This is a genomic window from Bacillus cereus group sp. Bc010 (genome assembly GCF_027716745.1).
Classification (GTDB): Bacteria; Bacillota; Bacilli; order Bacillales; family Bacillaceae_G; genus Bacillus_A; species Bacillus_A pacificus.
On record NZ_JAQFUY010000034.1, the window covers coordinates 1 to 12,265 of the forward strand.

Below are 12,265 nucleotides of genomic sequence, written 5' to 3' on the forward strand. Positions count from 1 at the left end.
AGATTCCTTTTCGGTAGTTGGCATTTGACTTGGTTCGCCAACAATTTATAGATTTTTATAAGAATTTTAAACCAGGATGGATGATGTCAGCATATAACAAGTTAGTAAGAGATCGTGTTCCAGAGAAAATCTTAATGTCTGGAAAAACATATACAGCACAAAAATTAACAGGACAAGCATACATACAAGCTTTGGCGAAAATTGGAACAGAAGAAATTCGTGAATTTGCTTCTATGAAAGAGCGTGAACATGCGCTTGATTCTCTTGCGGATGCACTGGAAGTAATCATATCATTAGCGCGTGCAGAAGGTGCAACAATTGAAGATGTAGAACGTCTTCGTAAGCAGAAAGAGATAGAGCGCGGTGGGTTTGAAAGAGGTATTTACTTGTTGGATGTTTCAGAAGAATAGATTTGTAGGGAAAGCATAGCATTACTCATTAACGCTATGCTTTTTTGTTGCAATTAAACTAATAATGAAGAAGATAGCTGTTAATACCCAGCCGATTGTAATAGAAGTAGTAGTATGAACTGCATAAGAAACTTGTAAACAAAGTAATGATGCTAGAAACCAAATGAGTGCAATGTGTACATATTTTTTTGATATATTCATATTGTATAACTCCTTTTATATACTAAAGTGAATTTTAATATAATTTAGAAAATTAAGCTATATGAGTAGAGGATTTATAGTAAATTCGGTATACTAAATAATAGGAAAAATGAGGAGGAAATGACAATGGCACATCATACGAAAGAAACGATGGAATTGATTAAGGAGCTTGTCTCTATTCCAAGTCCATCTGGAAATACAGAGAAAATTATTCGTTTTATTGAAAACTATGTAAGTGAGTGGAATGTAGAAACGAAGCGTAACAATAAAGGTGCTCTTATTTTAACGGTAAAAGGGAAAAATGATGCACAGCATCGTTTATTAACAGCACACGTTGATACGTTAGGTGCGATGGTAAAAGAAATTAAGCCAGATGGTCGTCTCAGTCTTTCTATGATTGGCGGATTTCGCTGGAACTCTGTAGAAGGGGAATATTGCGAAATTGAAACATCAAGTGGTAAGACGTATACAGGAACGATTTTAATGCATCAAACATCTGTACATGTATATAAAGATGCAGGTGAAGCGAAACGCGATGAGAAAAATATTGAGGTTCGTATTGATGAGCGCGTATTTTCAGCTGATGAAGTACGTGAATTAGGGATTGAAGTAGGAGACTTCGTTTCATTTGATCCACGCGTTCAAATTACAGAGAGTGGATACATAAAATCACGTCATTTAGATGACAAAGTAAGTGTTGCAATTCTATTAAAATTAATTAAGAGATTACAAGATGAAAACGTAACATTACCATATACAACTCATTTCTTAATCTCTAATAATGAAGAGATTGGATACGGTGGTAACTCTAACATTCCAGAAGAAACGGTTGAATATTTAGCGGTTGATATGGGAGCGCTAGGTGATGGACAAGCATCTGACGAGTATACAGTATCTATTTGTGCAAAAGACTCTAGTGGTCCGTATCATTATGCACTACGTAAACATTTAGTAGAGCTTGCGAAAACGAACAATATTGAATATAAAGTAGATATTTATCCGTACTATGGATCGGATGCATCAGCTGCGATTCGAGCTGGATTTGATGTGAAGCATGCATTAATTGGAGCAGGTATTGATTCTTCTCATGCATTTGAGCGTACACATGAAAGTTCGATTGCTCATACAGAAGCGTTAGTATATGCGTATGTAATGTCTCATTTAATTGAAGAATAATTTCGTAGAAAATAAAGAGGGCTGATTGAAAATGTTATTTTTAATCAGCTTTTCATTTGGTGGGTAATGAATCGCTTTTTGAATTTTTATATTTATTCTTCCTTATATATTCATATTTAATAATTCAGGCAGGAAACGTATTTACTACAGTGGTAGAATGTTATAAACTATTATAGGAGTTATTTTCCAATTGGTATTTTTTATATTAGTTTGATTAAGAGAATTGTATAACGTGAGATTTTGAGAGGAGATTTAATTTTTATGAAGTACAAGGCAATCGCTGCTGGTATGTTAGCAGCAAGTTTACTAGCTTATCCAGTTAGTAGTTTAGCAGAAACAAAGAAGTTTTCAGATGTTCGAGACGACTCATTTGCAAAAGACGCAATTTACTATTTAGTAGAGCGAGATGTAATTAGCGGTATGACAAGTGATACGTTTGCGCCAAAAGGTCTTTTAACACGTGCGGAAGCAGCGACAATTATAGCGAAAGCAATTGGATTAAAAGTGGATCCAGCTGGGAAACCATCTTTTAATGATTCAAAAAATCATTGGGCAACTCAGTATATTGCAGCAATTGAAAAAGAAAATATTATTGCAGGCCGAGGAGCAGGCGTATTTGATCCTGATGGAAAAGTAACGCGTGCTGAAATGGCTTCTATGCTTGTGAAGGCTTATAAACTACAAGGGTTAGTACAATCCCCAATTACGAATAAATTTACTGATTTGGAAGGTCATTTCGGTAAAGAAGCAGCAAATATTTTAGTAGCGTTAGAGATTTCTGCTGGTACTGGTAAGATGATTTGGAGCCCAGATCTTTATATACCGCGTGAACAAGCAGCGCAAATGACGTATAAAGCGGACAAGCTAAAGAAACATAATGATAATACGAGCAAACCAGAGGAAACAAAGAAAGAAATGTATATAGATCGTAAGTTCATTACATATCATCAACCATCATTATCATCAGGAATTACTGACTTGCAGCATGATCCACAAAAAGTTGTAGTAAAAGAAGAGCGAGATGGATGGATTAAAATTGTAACGAGCAAAGGTGAGAAGTGGACACCTTTAAAAGAAAAAACAGAAGTTATTAATGAAGGATTTACAACATATGCAGAAGCGTCACATTCTTCTAAAGTACTAGGGAAATATGGAGCACAAACAGTAACGGTTATTGAAGAAAAAGATAGCTGGATTCGTATCCGTACAAATAGTGGTTTCCAATGGGTTGATAAAAATCAATTAAACCCAGTAAAACAAGAGAACTTCTTAGAAGGTAAAGCAATTATTATTGATCCAGGTCACGGTGGAATTGACTCGGGTAATGTTGGGTATTACGAGAAAGAAAGTGAAATCGTATTAGACACATCTTTACGATTACAAAAACTATTTGAGAAAAAGACACCATTTACTGTTAAGTTAACACGTACGAACGATACACGCCCAGGAGTAGATTCTAGTGATTCTTTAAGAAAAAGAGTAGAATTTGCTAATGAAAATAATGGTGATATTTTCGTAAGTATTCACGGTAACGGTTCTACAGGTAAAGATGGACACGGTACAGAAACATTCTATTATGCAGCAGCACCGACAAAATCAACGAATCCACATACGGAAGACAGTCGCTTATTAGCAGAAAAAATTCAAAAGCGCCTTGTAGCAGCTCTTGGAACAAAAGATCGTGGTGTGAAAAAGGATAATTGGTACGTAGTAAAATATAATACAATGCCAGCTGTATTAGCAGAATTAGCATTTGTAGATAATAAGGATGATGCAAATAAACTCGCTACACCAGCACAGAAGCAAAGTGCAGCAGAAGCGATTTATCAAGGTATTTTAGATTATTACGAAGCAAAGGGTAATAACGTATCTTCTTTCCGTTAATACATTAAAAGAGATTGCCAATAGGCAGTCTCTTTTATTTATTAACGTTTCTCTTTATTTCAGGCATGTGATATCATTTAATTTTATACAAAAAAGTATTGTAATTATAACGATATAGAGGATGATCATAGATTGAATAATCATAGGAAAACACCTGCATGTATATATACGTATGCATTTCGTGAGGAGGAGCGTGCTTTATGTTACTTGGAAATGCGCTCGTTCTTTGGAATGGAGTCCCACGTTAATATTTTGAAAAGTGATGTCAAAATTGACCCGAGTAGAAGTCCTTTTATGAAAGAACGCGTTGAGGTTATGTATGAAGGAGACGACTTAGAAAGTATTTTGGAACAAGTAAAGGAAATTGAATTAGGAGAAATGACGTTTAAAGTTATCTTCGTGAAAATCAATGATCTTGAGGGAGAAAATAAAATAGAGTATGCGGAAAGACGTATCATTGAACGACGTATTGGGGATTGTATTGATGCGGAAGCAGATGTGCGCAATCCAGAGCGTACTTTTGGTATTGTTCCATTAGGCGGACGTTGGTATTTTGGACATTATGTAGAGAGTAAACCAGTTTGGTACCATCATATAAAAAAACCACGTAGCTATTCGACATCTCTTAGCACACGCGTTGCAAGATCCGTTGCAAATATTGCGGTGCCAAATCCAGAGGGAGTAAGAGCGATTGATCCGTGCTGCGGCATTGGAACGGTTGTAGTAGAAGCTCTTTCGATGGGAATTAACATCGTTGGTAGAGATATAAGCCCGCTCGTTGCGATTGGAGCGAGAGAAAATATTGCGCACTTCGGATTCGATGGGACGATAACGAAAGGTCCGATCGAGGAGATTACGGAGAACTATGACGTCGCAATTATCGACATGCCATATGACTTATTTACGCACGCAACACCAGAAAATCAGCTCTCCATTCTTTCAAGCGCACGCCGCATTGCTAAAAAGGTAGTTGTTGTCACAATGGAAACAATGGACGATATGATTCATGAAGCAGGATTTGAAATTATAGATCGTTGCACTACAAAAAAAGGAACATTTTCTAGACAAATTCTTGTTTGTGAATAAGGAAGAAAGGTCACCCGTTTGGGTGACCTTTTTTATGGTGGTTTGATGTGTGATTGGTTGGTGGAATGGAGGAGGGATTTGGCGAAATTTGTCGGTAAGTCGATATTCCATGTCGAATCGTCGATAAATTTAAAAAATCGCCGATATATTGTGTGGAATCGCTGATATATTCCGAGAATCGTCGATATCGTTACATTAGTATATTACTGTTCTTTTAATTTCTCTTGTTGTGCAAGTAGTAAATTGCGCAAGATGTGTCCGCGGTAATTTTCTAGTTTGCGTCCTTCATGATAACGCACGCCTAATTTTTTTAGTTCAGCTACGTACCAGCCTTTTGTTCCGTAATACATTGGATCACTTCCTTTTTGCTTTTGAACAGTATATGTTGGGGATGGAAGTAACTTTCCATTGAAAATAATAAGCCTGGCTGTATCAAGTGGTTCCATAAAATGGATTCTGGATTGTGTATAAAAAAATAGACAGTACTGTATGCTTTTTCAAACAATATATACAAATTTATCCCGCATTAACGGGCAGTAAGACCCCCCACCTCAAAAGTCAGCGGAAGCAAAGAAGTTAGGTGGGGATCAACTGCCCGTAAAAGCCCGATTGGTTCAACTAATAATCAGTGGGAGATGAACAAAATCCCCACTGATTAACGTTTCACTTTATACCCTATGCGTTGGCATGATATTTGCAATGAAAAGAGTATCAACATATAGGGGAGAGATAGAAATGAAGGTTAGTAAAGTGTATACGACAATTGATGCGCACGTAGCTGGAGAGCCACTTCGAATTATTACGGGTGGTGTGCCAGAAATAAAAGGAGACACGCAGCTAGAAAGACGTGCATACTGCATGGAACATTTGGATCATCTTCGCGAAGTTCTTATGTATGAACCGAGAGGACATCACGGTATGTACGGTTGTATCATTACTCCGCCTGCCAGTGCTCACGCTGACTTTGGCGTATTATTTATGCACAATGAAGGATGGAGTACGATGTGTGGACACGGCATTATCGCTGTTATTACAGTTGGAATTGAGACAGGTATGTTTGAAGTGACAGGTGAGAAACAAAAGTTCATTATTGATAGCCCTGCTGGGGAAGTCATTGCGTACGCAACATATAGGGGGAGTGAAGTAGAGTCCGTATCATTTGAAAATGTTCCTTCATTTGTATACAAAAAAGACGTTCCTATTAAAATAGATGACTATGAATTTCAAGTAGATATCGCATTTGGCGGAGCATTCTACGCTGTTGTGGATAGTAAAGAATTTGGTTTGAAAGTTGATTTTAAAGACTTAGCTGCTATTCAAGCGTGGGGCGGTAAAATTAAGCACTACATCGAGAGCAAAATGGAAGTAAAGCATCCACTTGAAGAAGGGTTAAAAGGAATATACGGCGTTATTTTCTCAGATGAACCGAAAGGGGAAGACGCAACGTTACGAAATGTAACAATCTTCGCTGATGGGCAAGTAGACCGTTCTCCTTGCGGCACAGGAACTTCCGCAAGAATCGCAACTCTTTTTGCAAAAGATGCTTTACAAAAGGGAGAAATTTTCGTCCACGAATGTATTACTGACGGGAAATTCGAGGGAGAAGTATTGTCGGTAACAGCGGTACATACATATGAAGCTGTCGTTCCGAAAGTAACGGGACATGCATTTATTACAGGATTTCATCAGTTCGTTGTAGACCCGAGAGATGATTTGAATCGGGGATTTTTGTTAGGATAGAAGGAGGAGGTGGAAAGATATGCTAGTCATAAGCGCGAACGAACAAAGAAACTTAGTAAATATGAACGAAGTCATTACATACGCGGCGCTTGCTTTACAAGAGTTTTCCGCAGAAAGAACGATCACACCAATACGTACTTCATTACCATTTGCGAATGAGCAAAATACGGCATTAATTATGCCTTCCGTAGCGGAAGGACTTGAAGCACTTGGCTTAAAAGTAGTAACAGTAGTCCCCGAGAACAAAAAGATAGGAAAGAAAACGATAAACGGGATTGTGATACTATCAGACTTTCAAACGGGAGAACCGCTCGCACTGTTAGAAGGATCGTACTTAACGATGGTTCGAACAGGAGCCTTATCAGGAGTAGCGACAAAACATTTAGCTCGTCATAACGCAAAAACGTTATGTATTATCGGGACAGGAGAACAGGCGAAGGGAATTGCCGAAGCTGTATTTGCGGTAAGAGATATTGAAAAAGTCATTTTATACAATCGAACAGAAGAAAAGGCGTATGCATTCTCGCAATATATACAAGAGAAATTCAATAAACCTGCGTACGTTTACACAAGTGCAAATGAAGCAATAAGCGAAGCAGACATCATCGTCACAACTACGAACGCATCCACACCAGTCTTCTCAAAAAAACTACAAAAAGGCGTCCACATAAACGCCGTCGGCTCATTTAGGCCGAACATGCAAGAACTACCATCACACGTCATCGCGGGCGCAAATAAAGTAGTAGTTGAATCAAAAGAAGCAGTATTAGAAGAAACAGGAGACCTTCAAGTTCCGATACAGGAAGGTTTATTCAAAGCAAACGACATCCACGCCGAACTTGGTCAAATCATAAGCGGAGAAAAAGCAGGCCGCGAAAGTGATGAAGAGATTACTATTTTTAAATCGGTTGGTTTGGCGGTAGTGGATATTATTGTTGCGAAGTATTTGTATGAGAGAGCGGTGGAGCGCGGCGTGGGGAATAGGATTGAGTTTTGAGAGAGACTGCCTTTTGGTGGTCTTTTTAATTTTGGGTTGAGGGGTAATAACATTTGGTCCTTTCCAAGAAAAATAAAGAGTTGCATCAAAGTTATTTTAGGTGTTATGAAGAACTGAGTCATTTATTTCTACAGGTTTCTAAATTTTATAACTGCTGTACAGTATCGCCATAACCACTACTAGCATTTCCATCGTCTTAAAAAAGATTTATAGTTATATTATAAATCTTCTTAAGGAGAGGGTATATTGAATAAGAAAAACAGGATGAATATTGCTATTTTAACAATTTTATTATTAATAATAGGCTACATATCTTATACAATGTACAGCAAAAATATTACGCAAGATAAAGCTTCGAAAGTAGCAATAAATCACATGAAGGATAAAGAAAATATAGATCTTGTAGTTACTAAAGCTGAGATTTTACATGGAGTTCGTGAGGGTTTTATTGATGTAGAAGGTTATTCTAAAAATGATAAGAAGAAGGTAATCCGTGTTACAATAAACAAAACGCAAAACTATTTAGTCTCTGGTTGGGGATTTAAGAACCAAAGGTAATAAGTTAGATTACTCCAATAGAACTACCACTGGCATCTGTTTTATGAAGCCATTGGTAGCTAATCCGCTGATTTTCCTATTAAGATTAGGATCTCAAACGGTGTCCTTTGTTAGACCGCCGTGCATTTCATTATTAGAGGTGTAGCTGTTTACCATTCCCGCCATTCTTCTGTTATATCTTCTTCCGATTCTAAGCCAGCTATTCGTGCTGCTGTATCGATAAATTCATAGAGATCTTCTCTTTCCATTGTTTCGATAAAATGGTCATGTTCGATATTTAGTTCATTTAATTTAAGAACTACCTCTTTAACAACTTGCATTACTTCGACTTCGTTTGGGTTCTCTCCTAATTGCTCTAGATGGTTAATGTAAGTGTCAAGGGCCGTATTTGTTGCACTTATATTTTCTTCAGTGAAAAATTCCCCGTCTTCATCATACTCAACCCATGATGTTGTTGGTTTGGTTTTTTTCAATTCATCAAATGTCATGATAACCTCCTAAAAAGTGTTTTTTATCTTTAATCCCATTCTACATTTTCGATCATATATAACAATCATTTAAGAGGAATTTTTTAGGATACTAGTTTTTTAACTTATTTTGCTCTTCGCATCAATATAGTTTATCGCAAGAATGCATAAATAGATTTCAAACCTTCTAGTTTTACAAAAAAGTTTGACTTTATATAGAGGTAGTGGTAATTTAAAACTTATAAGAAAACTCGGAATTAATTCCGAGTTTTCTTATGGGTATAACTAGTTTGAGGGGGCCGAAAGATGAAACGGAAATTATTTGCATTACCATTTGTCCTAATACTACTTATTGCATTAGCGGCTTGTTCTGGAGGAAAAGATTCTTCGAAGCAAGCGGGCACTAGTAAATCAGGGACTCCGAAAGATGGAGGAACGTTAACGATTGGTGTTAGCGATAACCCAGAGACGATGAATCCGCTTTATGCGAATGATCGTGTGTCGTTAACTGTGCAGCAAGCTTTATATGCACCGCTGTATCATATGGAAGACGGTAAGAAAAAGTTTGTTCTTGCTGAAAGCTTTACGCCTTCAGAGGATCAATTAACGTGGACATTGAAGTTAAAAGATAATTTGAAATGGCATGATGGTAAGAAAATTACATCAGACGACATAGCATTTACATTCCAATCTATTTTAGATGAGAAGCAAAATAGTTCAAGTCGTGAAAACTTTGTTTTTAAAGGAAAACCGCTTGAGGTGAAAAAAGTAGACGAGTTAACAGTTCAATTCGTTTTACCACAAGTAAGCGCATCTTTTGAAGGTGTGATGAATGATTTTTTCCCAATTCCGAAACATGTATTTGAAGGGGAAGCAGATTTAGCGAAGAGTAAGAAAAACTTACAGCCTGTAGGATCAGGTCCATTTAAGTTTAAAGAGTATAAATCAGATGAGTACGTTGCATTAGATCGATTCGATGATTATGTAGGTGGTAAAGCGAAGTTAGACTCTATCGTATACCGCGTTGTAAAAGACCGTAATACAGCAAATGTTTCACTACAAAATGGTCAAATCAACATGAAGATGATTGAGCCGCAAGACTTTAAGAAATTAGATAGCACTGGGAACTTCTCAATGGTGACATTCCCAGAAGGTAGATTATTCTACTTATCTTATAACATGAATACAGATTTGATGAAGAAAAAAGAAGTGCGCCAAGCAATTGCGCATGCGTTAGATAAGAAAGAAATGATTAACTCTGCATTCGTTTCTAGTCAATTTGCAGAACCAGCAAATTCAATTTTAACGCCGGATGCTATGTATTATGCAAAAGACATTAAAGATTATAAGTATGATAAGAAAGAAGCGAAAGATTTATTAGCGAAAGCTGGCGTGAAAGATAAAGAAAAAGTACGCGTGATGTATGTAACGAATAATAAAATTATGGAAAGCTTAGCGCTTTATACACAACAAAAATTACAAGAAGTTGGCTTAGAAGTTGAACTGAATGCATTAGATGCTAGTGCAGCAAGTGAAAAAAGCTTAGATAAAGAGAATAAAGAATTCGATATTACATTCGGTGGTTACATAATGGGACCTGAGCCAGATTCATATAAGAGCTTACAACTATGCACGTTATAAAAACGCTGATTTTGATAAGTTATGGGAAGAAGCTGCAGTTGAAACAGATAAAACAAAACGAGCAGAACTATACCATAAAATTCAAGAGACAGCTAGAGAAGATTTACCTTATCTACCAATTGCGTATCCGAAAGCGGTTATTGCAGTAGATAAAAAGTTTGATGGATTAAAAGAAGCAAAAGCAATTCCTGTCACAATGTTTGAAGATTTATCTAAGATTTATGAAGTGAAATAAGAAACAAACAGTAAAGAAGCTGGTGGAAATCAGCTTCTTTAGCTTGAGGGGGGAAGTTTTTGTATAAAGTAATTGCGAAGAGGCTTTTAAATGCAATTCCGCTTTTATTTGTTATTTCTATTATCTCTTTTTTATTAATAAAACTAGCACCGGGTGATCCTGTTCGAAACTTTGTCACGCCGAATATGAGTCCAATTGATGTTGAGCGTATTCGTAGAAGTTTAGGGCTCGATCAACCAATTTATATGCAGTATATTTTATGGTTAAAAAATATTGTAACAGGGAACTTTGGTTATTCACTTCAAAACCATCGTCCAGTTTTAGATCTTATTGTAGAAAGGTTACCTGCGACAATCGGCTTAATGGGATCGTCTTTACTCGTCTCATTTGTAATTGCAATCCCGCTTGGACTACTTACAGGTGTGAAAAAGAATTCTATCTTTGATCGCATTGTAAACTTTATTTCTTATGTGGGAATCTCAATGCCAGTCTTTTGGTTCGCTTTACTATTAATCTATTTATTCTCTTTAAAGTTGAACCTTCTTCCAAGTATGGGTATGCGTACAGTCGGTCAAGATTCCTTCTTGGATATTGTGCAGCACGGTATTTTACCTTGTATGGTGCTTGCGTTCCAAAACGTTTCTGTTTATATGAGATATATTCGTTCCAGTACAATTCAACAATTAGAAGAAGACTATGTACAAATTCAATATGCGTACGGTGCTTCGAAGAAAACCGTTTTATTTAATCACGTACTTCGAAATGTATTAATACCAATCATTACAATTTTCGGATTATCTATTCCAAGTTTAGTAGGCGGAGCGTTCATTACGGAAACAGTATTCTCATGGCCGGGTCTTGGTTCACTTGGGGTAAATGCTATTTTTAGATTTGATTATCCAATTATTATGGCAATTACATTACTATCGTCCTTCATGTTAATTCTCGGTAACTTAATTGCTGATATTTTATATGGCGTAGTAGATCCGCGCATTCGAATGAGGGGGTGATTTGGAATGAATAATAGGAGATTTCAAACGATAAAAAGTAGTTTTACGAAAAATAAGTTTGTACTAATGGGAGTTATTATACTGGCGGTTTTAACGATTGCATCGATATTTGCATTTGTATCACCGTATGATCCTAGTAAAATGTCGATTCCAGATCGTTTACAAGAACCGAGTATGAGTCATCCTTTCGGAACGGATGATTACGGAAGGGATTATTTAACGAGGGCGTTATATGGCGGAAGAGTTTCACTTGCGGTCGGTTTTCTAGCGATGGTTGTTTCTATTACAATCGGTACCGCAGTTGGAACAATTAGCGGATATTTTGGCGGAAAGTTAGACAACTTTTTAATGCGAATTGTTGAAGTACTTATGTCAATTCCATCATTTTTCTTAATGCTGTTATTAAATGCTTATTTAAAACCAGGGATTACGACGTTAGTTCTTATTATTGGATTACTAACATGGATGGACACCGCTCGTATTGTAAGGGCAGAAACGCTATCCGTAAAAGAGCGGGAGTATGTTTTATATGCAAAAGTATCAGGACAAAAATCACTCACAATTATTGTAAGACATATCATTCCAAACATTTTATCAACCATTATTATCGCTGCGACATTAACAATTGCGACATCGATTTTAATGGAATCATCACTTAGCTTCTTAGGGTTAGGTATTAGAGAACCAGATTCTTCTTGGGGCAGCATGCTAAACAATGCGCAAGGATATATTGGTGAAGCTTGGTATTTAACACTCTTCCCAGGATTCCTTATTCTTTTAACGGTACTTAGCTTTAACGTAATTGGTGAAGCATTGAAGAAAGCTTTCGCGCCAAAAGGAGCTGGAAATGAAAACTAAAG

General features: G+C 36.8%; 12 protein-coding genes and 1 pseudogene. 10 read left to right on the top strand and 3 right to left on the bottom strand.

Going from position 1 to position 12,265, the window contains the following annotated elements; genetic code table 11:
- The first annotated feature begins 83 nt into the window (after nucleotides 1-83).
- Complete coding sequence (locus PDQ68_RS24000; protein WP_001277353.1) at nucleotides 84-410, top strand: nucleoside triphosphate pyrophosphohydrolase; 327 nt, start codon at nucleotides 84-86, stop codon at nucleotides 408-410.
- 21 nt (nucleotides 411-431) lie between these two features.
- Here the strand turns inward: PDQ68_RS24000 and PDQ68_RS24005 are convergent, their stop codons facing one another.
- A complete protein-coding gene (locus tag PDQ68_RS24005) occupies nucleotides 432-611 on the bottom strand; it encodes a hypothetical protein (protein WP_001995412.1) in 180 nt (59 codons plus the stop codon).
- 126 nt (nucleotides 612-737) lie between these two features.
- On the opposite strand from PDQ68_RS24005, the gene PDQ68_RS24010 reads away from it, so the two are divergent.
- From PDQ68_RS24010 to PDQ68_RS24020, 3 genes are all read left to right on the top strand, one after another.
- Nucleotides 738-1,787 (top strand): M42 family metallopeptidase, encoded by a 1,050-nt coding sequence (locus PDQ68_RS24010; protein ID WP_061182633.1) that lies wholly within the window; start codon nucleotides 738-740, stop codon nucleotides 1,785-1,787.
- Between the two features lie 261 nt (nucleotides 1,788-2,048).
- A complete protein-coding gene (locus PDQ68_RS24015; protein ID WP_270787010.1) occupies nucleotides 2,049-3,671 on the top strand; it encodes an N-acetylmuramoyl-L-alanine amidase in 1,623 nt (540 codons plus the stop codon).
- Between the two features lie 132 nt (nucleotides 3,672-3,803).
- Complete coding sequence (locus tag PDQ68_RS24020; RefSeq protein WP_001059298.1) at nucleotides 3,804-4,757, top strand: TRM11 family SAM-dependent methyltransferase; 954 nt, start codon at nucleotides 3,804-3,806, stop codon at nucleotides 4,755-4,757.
- A gap of 203 nt (nucleotides 4,758-4,960) precedes the next feature.
- Here PDQ68_RS24020 and PDQ68_RS24025 read toward each other — a convergent pair whose 3' ends face one another.
- Entirely contained in the window at nucleotides 4,961-5,203 is a 243-nt protein-coding gene (locus PDQ68_RS24025; RefSeq protein WP_153016921.1) for a YflJ family protein, read from the bottom strand.
- A gap of 241 nt (nucleotides 5,204-5,444) precedes the next feature.
- Between PDQ68_RS24025 and PDQ68_RS24030 the strand changes: the two genes are divergently transcribed.
- The 3 genes from PDQ68_RS24030 to PDQ68_RS24040 all read left to right on the top strand — a co-directional run bounded on the left by PDQ68_RS24030 (nucleotide 5,445) and on the right by PDQ68_RS24040 (nucleotide 8,052).
- Nucleotides 5,445-6,497: a proline racemase family protein gene (locus PDQ68_RS24030; protein WP_201027239.1), complete on the top strand. Its 1,053-nt coding sequence runs from the start codon at nucleotides 5,445-5,447 to the stop codon at nucleotides 6,495-6,497.
- Between the two features lie 19 nt (nucleotides 6,498-6,516).
- Nucleotides 6,517-7,494: an ornithine cyclodeaminase family protein gene (locus PDQ68_RS24035; RefSeq protein WP_061182631.1), complete on the top strand. Its 978-nt coding sequence runs from the start codon at nucleotides 6,517-6,519 to the stop codon at nucleotides 7,492-7,494.
- A gap of 264 nt (nucleotides 7,495-7,758) precedes the next feature.
- Entirely contained in the window at nucleotides 7,759-8,052 is a 294-nt protein-coding gene (locus PDQ68_RS24040; RefSeq protein WP_373925900.1) for a hypothetical protein, read from the top strand.
- Nucleotides 8,053-8,201: 149 nt separating this feature from the next.
- Here the strand turns inward: PDQ68_RS24040 and PDQ68_RS24045 are convergent, their stop codons facing one another.
- Nucleotides 8,202-8,540 carry a hypothetical protein gene (locus tag PDQ68_RS24045; RefSeq protein ID WP_061182629.1) on the bottom strand — a complete coding sequence of 113 codons (339 nt, stop codon included), beginning with the start codon at nucleotides 8,538-8,540 and terminating at the stop codon, nucleotides 8,202-8,204.
- A 285-nt stretch (nucleotides 8,541-8,825) separates the two neighbouring features.
- Between PDQ68_RS24045 and PDQ68_RS24050 the strand changes: the two are divergent.
- From PDQ68_RS24050 to PDQ68_RS24060, 3 genes and pseudogenes are all read left to right on the top strand, one after another.
- A pseudogene (locus tag PDQ68_RS24050) lies at nucleotides 8,826-10,395 on the top strand (ABC transporter substrate-binding protein).
- 59 nt (nucleotides 10,396-10,454) lie between these two features.
- Nucleotides 10,455-11,405, top strand: coding sequence for an ABC transporter permease (locus PDQ68_RS24055; RefSeq protein WP_016716609.1), 951 nt, complete (start codon nucleotides 10,455-10,457; stop codon nucleotides 11,403-11,405).
- A 6-nt stretch (nucleotides 11,406-11,411) separates the two neighbouring features.
- Nucleotides 11,412-12,263 carry an ABC transporter permease gene (locus tag PDQ68_RS24060; protein ID WP_001065306.1) on the top strand — a complete coding sequence of 284 codons (852 nt, stop codon included), beginning with the start codon at nucleotides 11,412-11,414 and terminating at the stop codon, nucleotides 12,261-12,263.
- Nucleotides 12,264-12,265: the final 2 nt, after the last annotated feature.

Coding starts and splice junctions, on each gene's coding strand:
- PDQ68_RS24010 (WP_061182633.1), top strand. CDS start 738: ATGGCACATCATACGAAAGAAACGATGGAATTGATTAAGGAGCTTGTC.
- PDQ68_RS24025 (WP_153016921.1), bottom strand. CDS start 5,203: ATGGAACCACTTGATACAGCCAGGCTTATTATTTTCAATGGAAAGTTA.
- PDQ68_RS24035 (WP_061182631.1), top strand. CDS start 6,517: ATGCTAGTCATAAGCGCGAACGAACAAAGAAACTTAGTAAATATGAAC.
- PDQ68_RS24045 (WP_061182629.1), bottom strand. CDS start 8,540: ATGACATTTGATGAATTGAAAAAAACCAAACCAACAACATCATGGGTT.
- PDQ68_RS24005 (WP_001995412.1), bottom strand. CDS start 611: ATGAATATATCAAAAAAATATGTACACATTGCACTCATTTGGTTTCTA.
- PDQ68_RS24000 (WP_001277353.1), top strand. CDS start 84: ATGTCAGCATATAACAAGTTAGTAAGAGATCGTGTTCCAGAGAAAATC.
- PDQ68_RS24060 (WP_001065306.1), top strand. CDS start 11,412: ATGAATAATAGGAGATTTCAAACGATAAAAAGTAGTTTTACGAAAAAT.
- PDQ68_RS24040 (WP_373925900.1), top strand. CDS start 7,759: ATGAATATTGCTATTTTAACAATTTTATTATTAATAATAGGCTACATA.
- PDQ68_RS24030 (WP_201027239.1), top strand. CDS start 5,445: ATGATATTTGCAATGAAAAGAGTATCAACATATAGGGGAGAGATAGAA.
- PDQ68_RS24015 (WP_270787010.1), top strand. CDS start 2,049: ATGAAGTACAAGGCAATCGCTGCTGGTATGTTAGCAGCAAGTTTACTA.